Consider the following 18,490-nt stretch of genomic DNA (forward strand, 5'->3'; position numbering starts at 1 on the left):
GAAAGGCTCTTCGAAATTCAATTCAGAAGGGAGAATAAGCGACTCTGCGAATTGGCTTTTTTGGCAGTGTCCACAGGTGGAAAACTCACCTGGTTTTTTTAAGGAAGATGCGGCGTGTGGCATGAAGGCAACGCCGCATCTGTGTCGTATCGGGACTTAAGCGCCCTCGCCGGCAAGCTTCGCCTCGAGTGCTGCTATGCGGGCGGCAAGCGCCTCGTTCTCGTCGCGTGCCTTGACCGCCATCTCGCGCACGGCCTCGAACTCCTCGCGCTTGACGATGTCCATGCTGTTCAGCCAACGCTCGGCCTGGGCGTTGAAGGCGGTTTCGATCTCCTTGCGGACGCCCTGGGCGGCACCGGCCGCATCGGTCATCAGCTTGGCGAATTCGTCCATGATGCGGTTCGTTCCGGTCGTCATGGCGTTTTTCTCCCTTCGCATGAGGTGAATTCAGCCCTTCAGGGCCTCGAGGATTGAGGTAGGGCTTCGCCATCGACGATGCAAGCGCTTTACACGGGATAAGCTTGCCGGAACCGGCCGGTAACGGGCCATCACGAACAATGGACTTGACCGTCCGGGATCGCGGCGGCATGTTCCGCGCAACTCAACAGGTGGAAAACCTTGCCGACAGCAGCCGATCTCCTTGCCATTATGCCTTTGCCGGATATCGATCCGATCGCCTTTTCGATCGGTCCGCTGGCGATTCATTGGTACGGTCTCGCCTATGTCGCCGGGATCCTGCTCGGCTGGGCCTATGCGCGTCGCATCGCAGCCAATGACAGTCTCTGGCCCGGCAACGTCTCGCCGATATCAAAGACGCAGCTCGATGATTTTATCGTCTGGGCAGCACTTGGCGTCGTCCTCGGCGGTCGTCTCGGCTATATTTTCTTCTATGATCTCCCCGCCGTCCTGCGCACTCCCGTCCGTGCGCTCGAGATCTGGAACGGCGGCATGTCCTTCCACGGCGGCCTGACCGGCACGACGATCGCCATGATCCTCTTTGCCCGCCGCAACGCCATTCCGGTCTGGAGCCTGTTCGACATTGTCGCCGCCGTCGTTCCCTTCGGTCTGTTCTTCGGCCGCATCGCCAATTTCATCAATGGCGAGCTCTGGGGCCGGTTGACCGACGTGCCCTGGGCCGTGGCCTTCCCGACCGGCGGTCCCTTCGCCCGCCATCCGAGCCAGCTTTACGAAGCCGGCCTCGAAGGCATCGTTCTGCTCCTGGTGCTGGCCGCCTTCGTCTATGGCATGCGCGCGCTGAAAAGCCCCGGCTTCATTACAGGCGTCTTCGTCTGCGGTTATGCGCTGTCGCGCATCTTCGTTGAATTCTTCCGCGAGCCTGATGCCCAGCTCGGTTACCTCCTCGGCACGAACTGGCTGACCATGGGCATGGTGCTCTCCTCCCCGATGATCCTGCTTGGCCTCTGGGCGATGCTGCGGGCCCGCCGCCAGGCTGCGCTGCAGCTCTGAAACGGCAGGACGCGCGACATGACCACCGCTCTAGGCGAAAAGATCAAGGCGATTATCCAGGCCAACGGCCCGATCAGCGTCACCGATTATTTCTCGCTCTGCCTCGCAGACCCCGAACACGGCTATTACCGCACCCGCGAGCCCTTCGGCCGTTCCGGTGATTTCGTCACCGCGCCGGAGGTCAGCCAGATCTTCGGCGAGATGATCGGCGTGTTCATCGTCCATGCGTGGCAGCGCCATGGGACACCGACTGACGTCCGCCTCGTCGAGATCGGCCCCGGCCGCGGCACCATGATATCCGACATGCTGCGAGTCATCTCCCGCATCGCTCCACCGCTTTTCGACGCCATGACCGTGCATCTCGTCGAAACCAGCGAGCGCCTGCGCGACGTCCAGAGCCAGACGCTCGAGCCTTACGGCGAGAAGATCACCTGGCACGATGGCTTCGACGAAGTACCGCCCGGCTTCACGCTGATTGCCGCCAATGAGTTGTTCGACGCCATCCCGATCCGCCAGTTCGTCCGCATGCCGACGGGTTTCCGTGAGCGCATGGTCGGCATCGACGCCGATGGCGAGCTGACATTCGCCGCCGGCGTCGCCGGCCTTGATCCCGCCGTGCTGCCAGAACCGGTGCAGAACGTACCGGTCGGCACCCTCTTCGAGATCTCGCCTGCCCGCCAGGCGGTGATGATAGCGATTTGCGAGCGGCTGCGCGCCTTCGGCGGCACGGCGCTTACGATCGACTACGGCCATCTCGTCACCGGCTTCGGCGATACGCTGCAGGCGGTGCGCATGCATGAATTTGATCCGCCGCTCGCCCATCCAGGCGAAGCCGATCTGACGAGCCATGTCGACTTCCAGCAGCTCGCCGAAACGGCGCTTGCGGCCGGATTGCATCTGAACGGCGCCCTGCACCAGGGTGACTTTCTGACCGGCCTCGGCATCCTCGAGCGCGCAACCGTCCTCGGCCGCGATCGCGAGCCGCAAACCCAGCATCTCATCCAGGCGGCAGTCGAAAGGCTAGCCGGCGCCGGTGAAGGCCGGATGGGCGAACTCTTCAAGGTGATGGCGGTCTCCTATCCCGCCCTCGATCTCATGCCCTTTCGTCCGGTGGATTGACAGGGCGCACGCGGCTGGTTCAACATCCGCCCGAAACAAGAACTTGAAGCGCGCCGCATATGCGATGCGCTTGGGATAATAACAAACCCCTCGAAAACCCCGGAATCACAGATGCAGGACGCGGCCTCTCCCGCACCGATCGAAAGCGCGCTGCTGAACGAAGCGGCGGGCGCCACGATCCGGCACGGTTATTTCACTCGGGCCGGCGGCGTTTCCGAAGGGCTGTATCGCGGCCTCAATGTCGGCCTCGGCTCCAGCGACGAACGCGACAAGGTCCTGGAAAACCGCCGTCGCGTCGCCGCCTGGTTCGGCTTGCCGGCCGAGCGGCTGGCAACCGTGCATCAGGTCCATTCCCCCGACGTCGTGACGATTGGCGCGGATTACGACGGCGCCCGCCCCGACGCCGATGCGATGGTCACCCGCACCCCTGGCATTGCGCTTGGCGTGCTCGCCGCCGATTGCGGACCCATCCTGTTTGCCGACCCCGACAATCGCGTCATCGGCGCCGCCCACGCCGGCTGGAAGGGCGCGCTGACGGGCGTGCTCGAAAACACCATCGCCTCCATGGAGGCGCTCGGTGCGGACAGGGCTCGCATCGTCGCTTGCCTCGGCCCCTCGATTAGCCAGGCAAGTTATGAGGTCGGCCCTGAGTTCGTCGATCGTTTCATCGCCGAAAACCCGGAGGACGAGCGCTTTTTCGTGCCTTCCACTGCGCCCGGCCACGCCATGTTCGACCTGCCGGGGCTGACGGTCGACCGGTTGACCAAAGCCGGCGTGCGTGCCGAAAGCCTTGGCCTCTGCACTTATCCGGACAACGAGCGCTTCTTTTCCTACCGCAGGACGACACATCGCAAGGAGCCGGATTACGGCCGCCAGATTTCCGCGATATCAATCAGGGAGACTTGAGCAGAATGGCACTGCATTTCGAAAAGGCCGAATTCGCCAGCCGGCTTGCGCGCCTCACCGAGAAGATGAAGGAAGAAAAGCTCGACGCCTTGCTGCTCTTCGCGCAGGAAAGCATGTACTGGCTGACCGGCTACGACACCTTCGGCTACTGCTTCTTCCAGACGCTGGTCGTCAAGAGCGACGGCACCATGGCGCTGATCACCCGCTCGGCCGATCTTCGCCAGGCCAGGCATACCTCGATCCTCGAGGACATCCATATCTGGGTCGACCGGGTCAATGCCGACCCGACGCTCGACCTGAAGAACCTGCTCGTCGAGATGGACCTGCTCGGCGCCCGCATCGGCGTCGAATATGACACGCACGGCATGACCGGTCGCGTCGCCCGGCTGCTCGACGCGCAATTGACCACATTCGGCCAGATCGTCGACGCCTCCTACCTCGTCAGCCGCCTGCGCCTGATCAAGAGCCCGACGGAGGTCGCCTATGTCGAGCGCGCCGCCGTTCTCGCCGACGATGCGCTCGATGCTGCGATCCGGCTGACAAAACCCGGCGCCGACGAGGCCGATATCCTCGCCGCCATGCAGGGCGCGATCTTTTCCGGCGGCGGCGATTACCCCGCCAACGAGTTCATCATCGGCTCCGGCGCCGACGCCTTGCTTTGCCGCTACAAGGCCGGCCGCCGCAAGCTCGACGCCAACGACCAGCTGACGCTCGAATGGGCCGGCGCCTATGCGCATTATCATGCCGCCATGATGCGCACGATCGTCATCGGGGAGCCGACGCATCGCCACCGCGAGCTTTACAACGCCTGCCGTGAAACCATCGAGGCGATCGAGACCGTCCTCAAGCCCGGCCAGACCTTTGGCGATGTCTTCGACATGCATGCCAGGATCATCGACGAGCGCGGCCTTGCTCGCCACCGGCTGAATGCCTGCGGTTATTCGCTCGGCGCCCGCTTCTCCCCCTCCTGGATGGAGCATCAGATGTTCCATGTCGGCAATCCGCAGCCGATCGAACCGAACATGTCGCTCTTCGTGCACATGATCATCGCCGATTCCGATACGGGCACGGCGATGACGCTCGGCCAGACCTATCTGACGACAGCGGATGCGCCGCGCGCGCTATCCCGCCATCCACTCGATTTCATCGGGCTCTGACCGGTGAGAATCCGGAATTGACAGACGACCGTCCCCACCCGCATAAATTCGGGTGGGGCTGATTGCGATTGCGGGAAGGACGGACCAAGGGATGACGCGAGCTGCGATTGTGCCCACGCTCCTGTTCGTCATGGCTCTACTGACAGCCTGCAACACGACCGATGCGCTGACACCGCAGGTCGATATCGGCAATTCCTCCGGGGACGCCCCGTCGAGCCCGGTGACGCAGAGCGAAGCCGAGCGCTTGGCAGGCACCCGCCAACCGAGTTTCTCGGGAAGCTCGCAGCAGGGCGGCTACCATCCAGCCTATGATCAGTCGCAGCGGGCCTATCGGCCCGGCACCGGCGCTGCGCCGACGACGATGCAGGAACAGGCAGACGCCCTGTCGAGAAGCGGCTCCTCACCGGCCGCCTCTGCCCCGATCGACGGACAATCGCTGCCCCCGCCGGCCGCCAGTGGTGAGCTTGCCGAACAGCCGGCTCCGCCGGCCGAGGCGCAACAGCCGCAGCAGACCGCCGCCCTCCCCCCCAGTTCCTCCTCCGCCCGCGGTAATACCGTGCGCTTCCTGCCGATCATCGGCGCGCCGGTGCAGGCCGTGACACCGCTCTCGCGCCAGCTCGGCGCCGAGGCGCGCGCACACGGCCTTTCCATCAAGAGTTCGAACGACGCGAGCAGCGACTACATCCTCAAGGGCTACCTCTCCGCCTTCAGCGACGATGGCAAGGTCACCGTGGTCTATGTCTGGGACATTCTCGACAGCGGCGGCGGCCGCCTGCACCGCATCCAGGGACAGGAAAGCGTGCCGACGGCCGCGGCCGATCCCTGGGCGGGCGTTCCGGCCTCGGTGATGCAGCAGATCGCCTCGAAAACCATCGCGGAATTCTCTTCCTGGCGGCAGGCTCAGGGCGGTTAGTCACAAACTTTTTGCAAATATGGAAGCCTGTGGCGCCTTTGCCCTTGCATTCACGGGGAAGCTGACTAAAAAGCGCGGCTATCAGCGCGTAACAGGCGGACCAAAATGAAGGTTTTCGCGGGCAATTCGAACCGGCAACTCGCCGAAGCGATCTGCAACTATCTCAATGTTCCCTTGGGGAAAGCCAGTGTTCGAAGGTTTGCCGATCAGGAAATCTTCGTGGAAATCCAGGAAAATGTGCGCGGCGAGGACGTTTTCCTTGTACAGCCCACCGCTTTTCCCGCAAACGACCACCTGATGGAACTGCTGATCATGATCGACGCCATGCGTCGTTCGTCAGCCCGCCGCATCACCGCCGTCCTTCCCTATTTCGGCTATGCGCGTCAGGACCGCCGTGCTTCAGGCCGCACGCCGATCTCCGCCAAGCTGGTCGCAAACCTGATTACCGAAGCCGGCGCCGACCGTGTCATGACGCTCGATCTCCATGCCGGGCAGATCCAAGGCTTCTTCGATATCCCGACCGACAATCTCTTCGCCATGCCCGTGCTGACGCGCGACATCAAGAGCCATTATGACCTCAGCAACGTCGTGGTCGTCTCGCCCGACGTCGGTGGTGTGGTTCGCGCCCGCGCGCTTGCCAAGCGGCTGGACTGTCTTCTGGCCATCGTCGACAAGCGTCGCGAGCGGCCGGGTGAATCCGAAGTCATGAACATCATCGGCGACATCACCGGCAAGGACTGCCTGCTGATCGACGACATAGTTGATTCCGGCGGCACGCTCTGCAACGCAGCCGACGCGATGCTGGCCAAGGGCGCATCCAGCGTCACCGCCTATATCACCCATGGCGTTCTCTCGGGCGGCGCAGTCACCCGCGTCACTTCCTCGAAGCTTCGCGAACTCGTCATCACGGATTCGATCCAGCCGACCACGGCGGTTCTCTCTGCGCACAATATCCGCATCGTGACCACGGCCCCTCTGATCGGCGAAGCCATCAGCCGAACGGCTCAGGAAGAGTCCGTCTCCAGCCTGTTCGATTAAAGAGAGCCGGCATTCGACCGGCTCTTTCAATTTCTGCATCAGATGGACCAAGCTATTACCGGGCATGCTCTCCGAGCCGCATGAATTGCTGGCCGTTGATTGTCGCCGAGCCGCGTTCGGTGACAACGAAAGCCGAGAATAAACCGCCGTTGCGATCGTTGGGCGCAAAAAAGCCGGCACAGGGCCGGCTACCTCTCATTTCGATCCCAATTGATAACGCTCAAGGCTGCTGCGGCGGCGCAGGTACCGCCTCCTGACCCTGATCCGGTTCCTGCTCCTGGTCTGGCTCCAGCCCCTGATCTTGATCCTGATCCGGACCATCCGGCCCCTTGACCACCTGCCCGTTGACGGCGATCGCGCCGTCGCGGCTGACGCTGATGTCCCAGCGCGAGCGGCCATCTGCATCGGTCTTGGCGAAACCCTTCACCATCATGATGCCGAAGGAGACCTGGTTGAGATCGGGATCCGTCTTGGCAAGCTCCTGAACCGCGGCAATCGTCTTGTCGAGATCGCGGGCAAGGATCGTCGCCTCCATCGAATAGTCCTTTTCGGTGTCGACCCGCCCCTCGATCTTGCCGGTCATATCGAGGTCGTAGACATCGGATTTGGCGCTGACCTTCGGAAACTCGACGGTGAGACGACCATCAGGGAAGAGCTTCTTGCTCATCTCCTCGCCGCTCGTCTCCGGCGCCTTGTCATTGAAATCCATCGCCATAAGGGCTTCGCCGAAGGTTGCGAAATCCAGATTCGGCATGGCGAGTTGCAGCTCGAAGCTGGTCGGCACGAAAGTAGAATAGCTTGCCGGCATCAGCGGGCTGTCGAGGCTAATATCCTGCGCATTGATGCCGAAGCCGAAACGCATGGCGTCGCTCGGCCCGTCGACAGCCACATTGTAACCGAATGCCTTGACGCCGCCATTGCCCATCTGGCTGCTGATGGTCAGATTATAGACCCCGATCGTCTCGCTGAACGAGGCAAGAATCGGGAAGGCTTGCTTGAGCATTCCCTTTATCTTGTCGCTATTCTCCGGGCTTAGTTCCTTCTCCTCGAGATGGTCGAGAACGAAAAGGACGATCTCGCGGATTTGCTCGGCCGGCAGGCCGTTCACCTTTGCATCGAAATCGATCGAATCGGCACGGATTTCAACCGGCGGCATTTGCAGGCCGGAAACCTGCTCGACGAAAGTGGACATCGAGCCGCTGCCCGCAAAATCGATACGCCCGTTGCCGCCTGCGCTGTCCGTCGAACTCAGCTTTTGGTCGATCGCGGCGATGCTGGCATGGACTTCCTCGGTGTCGGACTTGCTGGTGACCTTGATGTCCTTGCCGGTGAAGGTGCCGGAGCGCAGATAGCTGATCGCCGGATCGAAGACGCCGGTGTAGACAAGCGAAGCGATGGAATAGGAAAAATCCGTCGGCTTCTGGTCGGGGCCTTTGAAATGGCCGGAAACGTTGAGGTTGTTGTCACCCTCGATGTTCCAGAGCCCACTGTCGAGCGGCGTGGCGAACATCGAGAACGGCGTCAGCCCGTTGATCGCGAATGTCGCCGGATCGGCTTTGGCAAGCAGCTTCGCCAGATCGTAAATGATCTCGTATCGCGCCCCCGCCGGATTGACGGTGATCAGGCCGCTCTTCGCCAGATCCTCTGGAAGCAGCTTCGTCAGCGTGTCCTTGACCGCATTGGCGCCATCCTGATTGATCTCGGCACCCTGGGCCGTGGTGACAAGGCAAAGTGCCAGCAAGCTCGTTGCCGTGACAAGTTTGAGACGCATAGTCCGATTTCTCCTCAGCCGCTTTTTTGAATGCGGGCCATCCAAAGATGCGAAGCGCGCCGATGTCAACCTCAGCTGCGGCAGAGAATGGCAATTTGCCGCTCACGCGGCCGCGGATTTCTTCACGGCCGGCGCAAGAACCGTTTCCTGCTGTAGGGCCGACACCTCGCCGTTGACAATCGCTTCGATGCCCGAGCGCGGTCCCGGCTTTCCGAACAGGAAGCCCTGCACCTGCAGGCAGCCTTCCCGTCGCAGGAAGTCGATATGGTCTTCGTTTTCGACGCCTTCAGCAAGCACCGGTATGTCGAGGCTTGCCGCAAGAATCAGCGTCGAACGCACGATTGCCGCAGACTGCTTGTTGGTGACGACGCCGTCGACGAAGGCGCGGTCGATCTTGATCTTGTCGAACGGGAAGCTCTGCAATGTCGACAGTGACGAATAACCCGTGCCGTAATCGTCCATCGCCACCTTTACGCCGAGCGCTTTCAGCCGACGGATTGCCTGCAGCGCATGTTGATGATCGGCGATGATGCCGGATTCGGTGATCTCGATCTCGAGTCGCGCCGCCGGCAGGCCGGTCTCAAGCAGGATCTGATGCACGATCTGCGGTAGGCGGTTGTCGCCGAGTTGCTGCGGCGCGACGTTGACGGCGATGCGCAGCGGGTTCTTCCAGGTCGCCGCTTCCGCGCAAGCGGCCCGCAGCACCCATTCACCAAGCTCAATGATAAAGCCGGTCTTCTCCGCGATCGGAATGAATTCGACGGGTGAGATATAGCCGCGCACGGGATGTCTCCAGCGCAGGAGCACTTCCAGGCCAACGATGTCGCGCGTCACCGTGTCATTCTGCTGCTGGTAGAACAGCTCGAATTCGCCGCGCGCCAATCCCTCCCGCATTTCGCTCGCCAGGGCGTTGCGTTCGCGCGCTGCCTGGTCCATCGAGGGCTCGTAGAAGCATATGCTGTTGGTCGCTGTCGATTTTGCCCGATACATGGCGATATCGGCCTGCGACAGCAGGTCATCCAAAGTGTCCGCCTGTCCGGGATAGGTGGAGATACCGATACTGGAGCCGACGGTCAGCGCATGGCCGTTCCATTCGATCGGCCGGGCGATCTCGTCGAGCATGCGTTGCGCCAGCCCCTTGGCGTCCGAACGGACGAAATAATCGCACATGACGGCCACGAACTCGTCGCCGCCGACCCGCGCCACGAACTGGCCGTTCTGCATGATCCCGGACAGCCTCTCGGCGACGGCGCGCAGCACGGCATCGCCGGCGGCGTGGCCGTGAACGTCGTTGATTTCCTTGAAACGGTCGAGGTCGAAGGAAAGCACGGCGATATTGGCCGTCATGTCCTTCGGCTTGTTCACCAACGCCGACAGATGCTCGTTGAAGGCGGCGCGATTGGCAAGATTGGTCAGCGGGTCATGCAGCGAAAGATGGCGATAACGCTCGACGGCTGCCTGGGTCGACTGCATGTCGATGATATAGGTGGAGGCGCCCAGCGCCAGGATGATGATCATGACGGCGCTGACGAGACCGGTCATGATGCCGTCCGAGATGATCTCGGTGGGTGCCGCAACAGTGGCATCCGGCACGATCGTCAGCCCCGCCATGCCGGTGAAATGCGTGAGCACGATCGCAAGGATCAGCGAAAGGGCAGCCCCGTGGCGGCAGAAACGCGTGAACGGGCGGCCAACGCGATTGGTGGCGACTGCGCCGAACAAGCCGGCCAAGATCAGCGAGGCGACGACATAGGAGGCCTGCCATTCGAGACGACCTTCGATCTCGTAACCGGCGATCCCGACATAGTGCATGACCGCGATGCCGAGGCCGACGATCACGCCGCCTGCCTCGACAAGCGCGCTCTTCTGCGCGATTGACGCGATGGCAAAGCCGATCATCGTCGTCGCGACGGCGGCAAACAGCGACAGCAGCGTCAGCGTCGGCTCATAGCCGTTCGCCACCGGCGTCTGGTAACCGAGCATGGCGATGAAATGCGTCGTCCAGATGGTCGAGCCGCCAACGAAACCGGAGAGAAACAGCCAGTTGGTTTTCTGCAGCCCCTGCGATCGGCGCACCCGGGTGAAGAGGCGCATCGACAGCATCGATCCGAGCACACAAATAACGGTGGCGAAGATCAGATGCGGAAGGCTGTGTTCGACGGTGATGCAGGAAAGGACGCGCAACATGAGAGGCAACCGGCAAATTGAGACGGCCCTGCTTATATTGGCGGGTAAACGCAGGATTTATTAATCGCCGCCGATTTCGTTTTCGATGGTTAAACCTTGGCGAAAGCGTGTATATGGGCAAAAAACAACCCAAATCCGCAACTTGCGTTTCCGATCGACTTATAATATAGGCCACCGGTCCGTGTAGACACCCTTGGAGGCAACGCGGATGAGGTCGGGTCATACCGCCTCCGGTTCGTCGGAACAAGGCTTTTGCCCGCCGCCGAACTCTCCAAATAACCTCGAAAGGAATAGCCATGAGCCAGGAAACTTACGAGCTCAAGGCCGAGGCGCGCGAACGGGTTGGTAAGGGGTCCGCCCGTGAACTTCGCCGCAACGGTTTGATTCCCGCTGTCATCTATGGTGACAAGCAGGCCCCCATTGCCATCGCTCTCAACACCAATGAGGTGACGAAGCGCATTCACGCCGGTGGTTTCATGACCACCGTGGCGACGATCGACGTCGACGGCAAGAAGCACAAGGTTCTGCCGAAGGACTACCAGCTCGATCCGGTCCGTGACTTCACGATGCATGTCGATTTCCTGCGCGTCTCCGGCAACACCCAGGTGACCGTTGAAATCCCCGTTCACTTCATCAACGAAGAGAAGTCCCCGGGCCTCAAGGTCGGTGGCGTTCTGAACATCGTTCGCCATGAAGTCGAAGTTCATTGCCCGGCCGATGCGATCCCTGAATTCTTCAACATTGACCTCAGCGGCAAGAAGATCGGCGACAGCATCCATATCGCGGAAGTCACCCTGCCGAAGGGTGTCACTCCTGTGATCGACCGCGACTTCACGATCGCGACCATCATTGCCCCGGCTGGCGGCATTGACGAGACTGCTGCGGAAGGTGGAGCCGAAGCCTGATCGCTTCGACCAATTTGTAAAGCATATGGCCCGCTTTCCCCTGGAAAGCGGGCTTTTCATTGCCCGGAAACGCCCCGTTTCAGCAACATTTAACAAATTCGTGAAAGCATGCTCCGTCAGCTGCGAAGAAGCCCGCCTCAACGCACGACAGCAAATATGGCCGGCCTGGGGAGTAGACGGAACCATGAACAATTCCGTTGAGAACAGATTTTTTGCGATAGTCTGCGGAGCGCTGCTTGTTTTTGTCGCTCCCCTCTTTGTTCTCTTCCTTTTTCTTTCCTCGGAGCGGGCCGACAAGGAAATACGCGACCATATCTCCGTTCTTCTTGTCGCCAATGCGCAGGCGCTGGCCAAACCCCTGTGGGACCTCGATGAGGACAGCGTCACCCAGATCAGCGCGACGGTCGTTTCCCAAGGCGCCATCGTCAAGGTCGAAGTGCGTGACCAGTCAGGCCAACTCGACGTCAGCCAGTCCACCATTCCGCGCTCCTTCGACGGCAAGCTCGTGCAGGTGTCGCGCGCCATCATCTACAACACCGTCGACGGTCCGAAGAACCTCGGCAGCATCAGCGTCTATTATCCTGAGCTCGGCCTGTTTTCCGGCCTGAAGCAGGAAGAGGTCGTCTTCATCTCGATCTTCATCTTCGCGGTGCTGACCGTTTTCGGCACGGCGCTGATCGGCAACCGCTTCTTCGTCATCCAGCCGCTGATGCGGCTGACGGCGGCAATCGAGGCCACCCGCCAGCTAGGCTCCCGCCATCATGTCGACTGGCAGTCGAACGACGAAATGGGACGGCTTGCCTATAGCTTCAACGAGATGCAGACCAAGCTCGAAAGCGAGGAAAAGGAGCTGAAGTTCGCACATCGCCGCGCCACCGACATCTACAATCTGACGCCCGCCATGCTCTTCTCGCTCGACGAGGAAGACCGCATCACCGCCGTCAGCGATTATTGGCTGCTTGCCACAGGTTATAATCGCGCCGCCGTCATCGGCCGAAACTTCGCCAATCTCGTCACCCCTGCGACCCGCGACAAATTCGTCAAGCGCCGCCAGGCCGAAAGCGGCATGACCGTCACCGTCAAGTTCGTTTGCCTGGACGGCCGCTCCATGGACGTCCTCATCATGGAATCGGAGGCGGGAGCTGGCGCTCAAGACCGCCTCTCGCTATCGGTCATGACCGATGTGACCGAACTCAAGGCCTCCGAGGACCGCAACCACCGCCAGGCAATCACCGATCACTTGACCGGGCTTCTCAATCGCCAGGGCTTCGAAGCCGTCCTCGACAACAAGATTGCCGCCGCCGATGCCGCCGGCCAGGAACTCGCCTGTCTCTTCGTCGATCTCGACCGTTTCAAGTGGATCAACGACAATATGGGCCATGCCGCCGGTGACATGGCACTGGTCGAGCTCGTCGAGCGCCTGAAGACCCATCTTGCCCCCTCCGACGAGGCGGCCCGTCTCGGTGGTGACGAATTTGCCATCCTGCTGCCGGCCAAGGACGCCGAAAACCGCGCCAAGGTGATGTGCGAGCAGATCGCCTCCATCTTCGACACGCCATTCACCCCCGACATGCATCTGAGCGCTTCCGTCGGCATCGCCATCTATCCGCATCATGCCGAAACCGCGGCCGAGCTGCTGCAAAAATCCGACATGGCGATGTATGCCAAGAAACGCGACGGCAAGAACGGCGCCCAGCTCTTCGACAATGCCATGCTCGACCGCGCTCGCAGCCGCGCCGAAATCGAGGCCAATATCGAAGCCGGCCTCGTCGACAACTGGTTCGAAGCCTTCCTGCAGCCGATCGTCACCCTGAACGGCCGCGGCATTGCCGGTTTCGAGGCGCTGATGCGCCTCAACCATCCGCACAAGGGCATGATGCCGCCGGCCGAGATCATCAGCGTCGCCGAGGAAACGGCAAAGATCGTCCGCGTCGGCAACGTCATCATGGAAAAGGCGATCGCCAACCTCGCGAAGATTTCCCGCATACCAGGCATGCAGGATACCTATCTCGCCATCAACTTCTCGCCGCTGCAGTTCGAGCCGGCGCTGCCGGCCCGTCTTGCCGCCATCGTCGGCCGCCACGGCATCCGGCCCGAGCGCATCGTCGTCGAGATCACCGAAGCCGTGCTGATGCACGACAACCCACAGATCCGCTTGATCGTCACGGAACTTCGTCGCTTCGGCTGCCGCATCGCGCTTGACGATTTCGGCACGGGCTATTCGTCGCTGAGCTACCTCAACCGCTTCCCCGTCGACATCATCAAGATCGACCAGTCCTTCACCCGCGCGATCAACGACGGCGACGACGACGTGCGCCAGAAGAGCCGCATGCTGATCGAAGGCATCACCACGCTTTCCCACAAGATGAACTGCACCGTCATTGCCGAGGGTATCGAGACCGAAGAGGAATGCCGCACGCTCCATCAGATGGGGCTTGACTATGGCCAGGGCTATCTCTTCCATCGTCCGCAGCACGCCGCCACGCTGATCGAGGAACTGACGGCCTCGCAATCGGCCGTCGCACGCGCCTCGTGAACGAAGAACCAAGGAGATGATACGGATGAAAAAGCTCCTGCTTCTCGCATGCCTGGCGCTGCCCTGCACCGCCCATGCGCAAACGGTGACGTTCACGACCGAGGACTATGCCCCCTTCAACTATCGCGAAGGCAAGGAGATCAAGGGCGCGACCGTCGAGCAGGTCGAAAAGGTGATGGCCGCGATCGGCGTCGACTACACGATCGAGATCATGCCCTGGGCGCGCGCCTTTAGCCTTGCCCGCACGGCGCCAATGACTTGTGTCTTTGCGACCGCCCACAACGGCGCACGCGACCCGTTGTTCAAATGGGTCGAGCCGCTGCTTATCGACCGCAACATCCTGATCACCCGCAAGGGCTCGGGCGTCACCGCCGGCAACCTGGACGAGGCGAAGAAGTATACGGTCGGCACGCAGCGCGAGGATTACACCGAGACGATCCTGAAGGAGAAGGGGTTCACCAAGCTCGATGTCGCCAGCGACTTCAATGCGACGCTGCGCAAGCTGCTTGGCGGGCGCATCGACATGATGCCGATCTCCGAACTCTATTTCGAAAAGCTGAAGGCCGACCAGCCGGTGGAAATGGTGACCGTGCTTTCCGCCCAGCCAATGGGCATCGCCTGCGAGAAGAACTTTCCGGACGATCTGCGCGCCAGGATGCAGGCTGCTCTCGACAAACTGATCGCCGATGGCGACCAGAAGCAGATCTTCCTGAAATACGGCATGAACCTGTCGGAATGACTCCGAAGACAACTGCCCTTTCCGCTTGACTTTGCTTTCATTTCGCGGTGGTGAACGGCGGGAAGTTCTAAAGCGCGCCGCGATCTTTCAGATTTGCTCCTCGCGCATTAGGTCTTTGTTTTTACGCATGTGGTTGTCGCAAAACCGCTGCACACTTTGCGCGACATGCTTTAGCGAGGAAAGACAGGCCATGCTGATCATCGCGGGTCTCGGCAATCCCGGCGGCAAATACGCCGGCAACCGCCACAATATCGGCTTCATGGCCGTCGACGCCATCCATCGGCGCCACGGCTTTTCGCCCTGGTCGAAGAAGTTCAGGGCCGAGATCGCCGAGGGCGAGGTTGGCGGCGAGAAAGTGCTGCTGATGAAGCCGCAGACCTTCATGAACCTTTCCGGCGAGTCCGTCGGCGAAGCGATGCGTTTCTACAAGCTCCAGCCGGCCGATCTCGTGGCCATCTACGACGAGCTCGACCTTCCCCAGGGCAAGGCGCGGCTGAAGACCGGTGGCGGCCACAACGGCCACAACGGCATCAAGTCGCTCGACGCCCATTGCGGCAGGGAATACCGGCGGCTGCGCCTCGGTATCGGCCATCCCGGCATCAAGGACATGGTGCAGAACCATGTGCTCGGCGACTTCGCCAAGGCCGACAAGGCCTGGCTGGAGCCGCTTCTCGACACGCTCGCCGACAATGCCGACATGTTGGTGCGAAACGAAGATTCGCAGCTGATGAACAAGATCGCGCTGGCGCTCGGCGGCAAGGCCGAGGAGGAGAAACCGGCGAAGGAAATGAAGGACGCCGGGAAGAAGCCGGCCAGCCAGTCGCATATCCATCAGGCCCGCAACCACAATCAGCCGAAGTTGCCTGCCACTGGCCCGATGGCCGACATGTTGAAGAAGATGTTCGGCAAAAAGGGCGATTGAGACCGATGCCGGATCAAGACGTCATCATCCGCCCGGCTGCCCGCGGCGATCTCGCCGGTCTCATGACGCTTTACCGTCACCTGAACCCCACCGATCCGGTTCTTGACGAGGCCATTGCCGAAGAACGCTTTTCCGCCATCCTGGCCCAGCCCGGCATGACCGTCTTCATCGGTTTTGCGGGTGAGGTCGCCGTCGCCACCGTCACAAGCGTCGTCGTGCCGAACCTGACACGGAACGGCGCGCCCTATGCGCTCATCGAAAACGTCGTCACCCATGCCGATCATCGCAAGCGCGGTTATGCCCGCGCCGTCATCGGCCACGCGGTCGCCGAGGCCTGGAATGCCGGATGCTACAAGGTGATGCTGCTTACCGGCTCCAAGAATCCGGCAACGTTGCGCTTCTATGAGAATTGCGGTTTCGTGCAGGACAAGACCGGCTATCAGATCAGGCGGCCCTGACTCCATATTCGGGGCGGCCCTCGGAAAGCGCCTATTCCTCCGGTTCGGTGGTGAACATCAGCGGAAAGCCCATACCCTTGGCAAGGTCGATGCCTTCCTTGGCCTTGGTCTCGGCGATGTCCCTGACGCAGACCACGACCACGCAGGAACCGAGCTTATGCGCCGTCATCATCACCCGGTAGCCGGTCTCCTCGCTCATGTGGAAGACGGCCTTCAGGATCATGATCACCAATTCGCGCGGCGTATAATCGTCATTGACGAGAATGACCTTGTAGAGCTTCGGCTTGTCCAGCTTGAGCTTCACTTTGGCCTTCGGTTTCAGGGCAATGTCATTGTCACTCATCGGAAAAACCCACCCGTTGATGACATGGAAAAGGCGGAGAAAATGTCCGCCGCCAATATATTGCACCGTAAGCACGGCAGTTCAATGACGGAGTGTTATTCCACGGAGAGCAGGAGGCAATTCTGGCCGGCTTTTTCCAGGATTGCGGCAGCCTTCTTGTCGAATGTCACGAATGTTTCGCCGCCAAGCCTGCGACCTTCGAAGACGATGATGCCATCGGCGAAATCCCCGCCAGCATCGAGAAAGGATAATCCGGCTTCGACGGCAACTCTGTCGTAGACAACCTTCCTGTCCGATATCAGCAGCCGGATGGCCGCTGATATCTCTGAAGCGCTCTTGCGGTAGACCCGGCGGGCGACCCAGACGAATTCGCAAAACGTCAGATTGGAAATGAACAGGCGTTCGGCCTCGCGCATGAACGTCCTTGCACGCTCAGTTTGCTTCGGATCGTCATGCACGGCCGAACGTACGAGCACATTCGTATCAACGATCATTGTCGACGCCGACCTCGCCTGCCCAGCCCGCCTTTATGGCCTCATCGATCTCTTCGAGCGTCGCATGAATATTCTCCTTGTTCTCCAAACTCCCGAAGAAGCTTTCCACCGAGCCGGCGACCGGCCGCCTCTCAACAGCAATGACCTCGAGTTTGCCGCCAGGCAGGAGATCGACATCGATCTTGTCGCCAGGCCTGACCCCGAGATGCTGAAGCACCTCCTTTTTCAGGGTGACCTGCCCCTTTGCCGTCACAGTCAGAGTTGCCATGCTAATGGTATCCTTTGCTCCAAAAGTAAGGCTAAATCGCCTTACCTTCAAGCCGAGCGCCTCAGCTTTTTCAATTCATGTCGCAAACCCTTGACCCAGGGCGGCCATTCCCGCATAGGCAGGGCAAAGTTACCAATAGATATGGATCAAGCCATGGGCTTCAAATGCGGTATCGTCGGGCTGCCGAATGTCGGCAAATCGACCCTCTTCAACGCGCTCACCAAGACGGCAGCGGCACAGGCGGCAAACTACCCCTTCTGCACCATCGAGCCGAATACCGGCGAAGTCGCCGTTCCCGATCCGCGCATGCGCAAGCTTGCCGACATCGCCAAGTCGAAAGAACTGATCCCGACCCGCATCTCCTTCGTCGATATCGCCGGCCTGGTGCGCGGCGCCTCGAAGGGTGAAGGCCTCGGCAACCAGTTCCTCGCCAATATCCGCGAGGTCGATGCCATCGTCCATGTGCTCCGCTGCTTCGAAGACAGCGACATCACTCATGTCGAGGGCCGCATCAACCCGGTCGCCGATGCCGAGACGATCGAGACCGAGCTGATGCTTGCCGACCTCGAAAGCCTGGAGCGCCGCACCGAGCAGACGCGCAAGCGCGCCACCAGCAAGGACAAGGATTCGGTGGCGATGTTGCCGATCATGGAAGGCTCGCTGAAGCTGCTCAACGAAGGCAAGCCGGTGCGCACGCTGCTGTCGACGCTCGATGCGGAAGAAATCGTCATCCTCAAGAGCCTCAACCTTCTGACCTCGCATCCGGTGCTCTACGTCTGCAACGTCGCCGAAGGCGATGCCTCGACCGGCAACGAATTCACCGATGCCGTTGCCATCATGGCGAAGGAGCAGGGTGCCGAAACCGTCGTCATCTCGGCGGCGATCGAGTCTGAGGTCGCCCAGCTTCCCGACGAGGAAGCCAAGGAATTCCTCTCCGCCCTCGACCTTGATGAGGCGGGCCTCGACCGGCTGATCCGCGCCGGCTACAAGCTGCTCCACCTCATCACCTATTTTACCGTCGGCCCGAAGGAAACGCGCGCCTGGACGATCGAGCGCGGCACCAAGGCGCCGCAGGCCGCCGGCGTCATCCATTCGGATTTCGAGCGCGGCTTCATCCGCGCCAACACCATCGCCTATGACGACTACATCAAATACAACGGCGAAGTCGGCGCCAAGGATGCCGGCAAGGCGCGCGACGAAGGCAAGGAATACGTCGTCCAGGACGGCGACGTCATCCACTTCCGCTTCAACACCTAAAGCAATTCCA

General features: G+C 61.0%; 18 protein-coding genes. 12 read left to right on the forward strand and 6 right to left on the reverse strand.

Annotated elements, in window-relative coordinates; translation table 11 throughout:
* Positions 1–156: 156 nt before the first annotated feature.
* Positions 157–417, reverse strand: a complete 261-nt coding sequence (locus RL_RS17830) for an accessory factor UbiK family protein (protein WP_028740732.1) — start codon at positions 415–417, stop codon at positions 157–159.
* A gap of 201 nt (positions 418–618) precedes the next feature.
* On the opposite strand from RL_RS17830, the gene lgt reads away from it, so the two are divergent.
* The 6 genes from lgt (at position 619) to RL_RS17860 (ending at position 6,600) form a co-directional block, all read left to right on the forward strand.
* Positions 619–1,467: a prolipoprotein diacylglyceryl transferase gene (gene lgt / locus RL_RS17835; RefSeq protein ID WP_028740733.1), complete on the forward strand. Its 849-nt coding sequence runs from the start codon at positions 619–621 to the stop codon at positions 1,465–1,467.
* A gap of 18 nt (positions 1,468–1,485) precedes the next feature.
* The gene (locus RL_RS17840) at positions 1,486–2,586 is read left to right on the forward strand and encodes a class I SAM-dependent methyltransferase (RefSeq protein ID WP_011652942.1); all 1,101 of its coding nucleotides are present in this window, start codon (positions 1,486–1,488) and stop codon (positions 2,584–2,586) included.
* 111 nt (positions 2,587–2,697) lie between these two features.
* A complete protein-coding gene (pgeF, locus tag RL_RS17845; RefSeq protein ID WP_011652943.1) occupies positions 2,698–3,492 on the forward strand; it encodes a peptidoglycan editing factor PgeF in 795 nt (264 codons plus the stop codon).
* A 5-nt stretch (positions 3,493–3,497) separates the two neighbouring features.
* Positions 3,498–4,649, forward strand: coding sequence for a M24 family metallopeptidase (locus RL_RS17850; protein WP_011652944.1), 1,152 nt, complete (start codon positions 3,498–3,500; stop codon positions 4,647–4,649).
* 91 nt (positions 4,650–4,740) lie between these two features.
* Entirely contained in the window at positions 4,741–5,562 is an 822-nt protein-coding gene (locus tag RL_RS17855) for a hypothetical protein (RefSeq protein WP_011652945.1), read from the forward strand.
* Between the two features lie 105 nt (positions 5,563–5,667).
* Positions 5,668–6,600 (forward strand): ribose-phosphate pyrophosphokinase, encoded by a 933-nt coding sequence (locus RL_RS17860; protein ID WP_011652946.1) that lies wholly within the window; start codon positions 5,668–5,670, stop codon positions 6,598–6,600.
* A gap of 220 nt (positions 6,601–6,820) precedes the next feature.
* Here RL_RS17860 and RL_RS17865 read toward each other — a convergent pair whose 3' ends face one another.
* Positions 6,821–8,371 carry a hypothetical protein gene (locus tag RL_RS17865; RefSeq protein WP_041936409.1) on the reverse strand — a complete coding sequence of 517 codons (1,551 nt, stop codon included), beginning with the start codon at positions 8,369–8,371 and terminating at the stop codon, positions 6,821–6,823.
* 102 nt (positions 8,372–8,473) lie between these two features.
* Entirely contained in the window at positions 8,474–10,558 is a 2,085-nt protein-coding gene (locus RL_RS17870) for a putative bifunctional diguanylate cyclase/phosphodiesterase (RefSeq protein WP_011652948.1), read from the reverse strand.
* Between the two features lie 296 nt (positions 10,559–10,854).
* On the opposite strand from RL_RS17870, the gene RL_RS17875 reads away from it, so the two are divergent.
* The 5 genes from RL_RS17875 (at position 10,855) to RL_RS17895 (ending at position 16,118) form a co-directional block, all read left to right on the forward strand.
* Positions 10,855–11,463 (forward strand): 50S ribosomal protein L25/general stress protein Ctc, encoded by a 609-nt coding sequence (locus RL_RS17875; RefSeq protein ID WP_003561325.1) that lies wholly within the window; start codon positions 10,855–10,857, stop codon positions 11,461–11,463.
* Between the two features lie 184 nt (positions 11,464–11,647).
* Positions 11,648–13,999, forward strand: a complete 2,352-nt coding sequence (locus tag RL_RS17880; RefSeq protein WP_011652949.1) for an EAL domain-containing protein — start codon at positions 11,648–11,650, stop codon at positions 13,997–13,999.
* A gap of 25 nt (positions 14,000–14,024) precedes the next feature.
* On the forward strand, positions 14,025–14,738 hold the full coding sequence (locus RL_RS17885; protein ID WP_028740737.1) for a substrate-binding periplasmic protein: 714 nt from the start codon (positions 14,025–14,027) through the stop codon (positions 14,736–14,738).
* A gap of 190 nt (positions 14,739–14,928) precedes the next feature.
* Entirely contained in the window at positions 14,929–15,660 is a 732-nt protein-coding gene (pth, locus tag RL_RS17890; protein WP_011652951.1) for an aminoacyl-tRNA hydrolase, read from the forward strand.
* On the forward strand, positions 15,657–16,118 hold the full coding sequence (locus tag RL_RS17895) for a GNAT family N-acetyltransferase (RefSeq protein WP_011652952.1): 462 nt from the start codon (positions 15,657–15,659) through the stop codon (positions 16,116–16,118). Before pth ends, RL_RS17895 begins: the two co-directional genes overlap by 4 nt.
* 31 nt (positions 16,119–16,149) lie before the next feature.
* Here RL_RS17895 and clpS read toward each other — a convergent pair whose 3' ends face one another.
* The 3 genes from clpS to RL_RS17910 all read right to left on the reverse strand — a co-directional run bounded on the left by clpS (position 16,150) and on the right by RL_RS17910 (position 17,223).
* The gene (clpS, locus tag RL_RS17900; protein WP_011652953.1) at positions 16,150–16,461 is read right to left on the reverse strand and encodes an ATP-dependent Clp protease adapter ClpS; all 312 of its coding nucleotides are present in this window, start codon (positions 16,459–16,461) and stop codon (positions 16,150–16,152) included.
* Between the two features lie 95 nt (positions 16,462–16,556).
* A complete protein-coding gene (locus tag RL_RS17905) occupies positions 16,557–16,955 on the reverse strand; it encodes a type II toxin-antitoxin system VapC family toxin (protein WP_011652954.1) in 399 nt (132 codons plus the stop codon).
* Complete coding sequence (locus RL_RS17910) at positions 16,945–17,223, reverse strand: AbrB/MazE/SpoVT family DNA-binding domain-containing protein (RefSeq protein WP_011652955.1); 279 nt, start codon at positions 17,221–17,223, stop codon at positions 16,945–16,947. Before RL_RS17910 ends, RL_RS17905 begins: the two co-directional genes overlap by 11 nt.
* 153 nt (positions 17,224–17,376) lie before the next feature.
* Here RL_RS17910 and ychF point away from each other — a divergent pair, with 153 nt between their 5' ends.
* Entirely contained in the window at positions 17,377–18,480 is a 1,104-nt protein-coding gene (gene ychF / locus RL_RS17915) for a redox-regulated ATPase YchF (protein ID WP_041936410.1), read from the forward strand.
* The last annotated feature ends 10 nt before the right edge of the window (positions 18,481–18,490 follow it).

The organism is Rhizobium johnstonii 3841 (assembly GCF_000009265.1).
Classification (GTDB): Bacteria; Pseudomonadota; Alphaproteobacteria; order Rhizobiales; family Rhizobiaceae; genus Rhizobium; species Rhizobium acaciae.

Excerpts from the sequence above, each read along its gene's own strand:
- RL_RS17830 (WP_028740732.1), bottom strand. The coding sequence starts at position 417 with ATGACGACCGGAACGAACCGCATCATGGACGAATTCGCCAAGCTGATG.
- RL_RS17840 (WP_011652942.1), top strand. The coding sequence starts at position 1,486 with ATGACCACCGCTCTAGGCGAAAAGATCAAGGCGATTATCCAGGCCAAC.
- pgeF (WP_011652943.1), top strand. The coding sequence starts at position 2,698 with ATGCAGGACGCGGCCTCTCCCGCACCGATCGAAAGCGCGCTGCTGAAC.
- RL_RS17850 (WP_011652944.1), top strand. The coding sequence starts at position 3,498 with ATGGCACTGCATTTCGAAAAGGCCGAATTCGCCAGCCGGCTTGCGCGC.
- RL_RS17855 (WP_011652945.1), top strand. The coding sequence starts at position 4,741 with ATGACGCGAGCTGCGATTGTGCCCACGCTCCTGTTCGTCATGGCTCTA.
- RL_RS17860 (WP_011652946.1), top strand. The coding sequence starts at position 5,668 with ATGAAGGTTTTCGCGGGCAATTCGAACCGGCAACTCGCCGAAGCGATC.
- RL_RS17865 (WP_041936409.1), bottom strand. The coding sequence starts at position 8,371 with ATGCGTCTCAAACTTGTCACGGCAACGAGCTTGCTGGCACTTTGCCTT.
- RL_RS17870 (WP_011652948.1), bottom strand. The coding sequence starts at position 10,558 with ATGTTGCGCGTCCTTTCCTGCATCACCGTCGAACACAGCCTTCCGCAT.
- RL_RS17875 (WP_003561325.1), top strand. The coding sequence starts at position 10,855 with ATGAGCCAGGAAACTTACGAGCTCAAGGCCGAGGCGCGCGAACGGGTT.
- RL_RS17880 (WP_011652949.1), top strand. The coding sequence starts at position 11,648 with ATGAACAATTCCGTTGAGAACAGATTTTTTGCGATAGTCTGCGGAGCG.
- RL_RS17885 (WP_028740737.1), top strand. The coding sequence starts at position 14,025 with ATGAAAAAGCTCCTGCTTCTCGCATGCCTGGCGCTGCCCTGCACCGCC.
- pth (WP_011652951.1), top strand. The coding sequence starts at position 14,929 with ATGCTGATCATCGCGGGTCTCGGCAATCCCGGCGGCAAATACGCCGGC.
- clpS (WP_011652953.1), bottom strand. The coding sequence starts at position 16,461 with ATGAGTGACAATGACATTGCCCTGAAACCGAAGGCCAAAGTGAAGCTC.
- RL_RS17905 (WP_011652954.1), bottom strand. The coding sequence starts at position 16,955 with ATGATCGTTGATACGAATGTGCTCGTACGTTCGGCCGTGCATGACGAT.
- RL_RS17910 (WP_011652955.1), bottom strand. The coding sequence starts at position 17,223 with ATGGCAACTCTGACTGTGACGGCAAAGGGGCAGGTCACCCTGAAAAAG.
- ychF (WP_041936410.1), top strand. The coding sequence starts at position 17,377 with ATGGGCTTCAAATGCGGTATCGTCGGGCTGCCGAATGTCGGCAAATCG.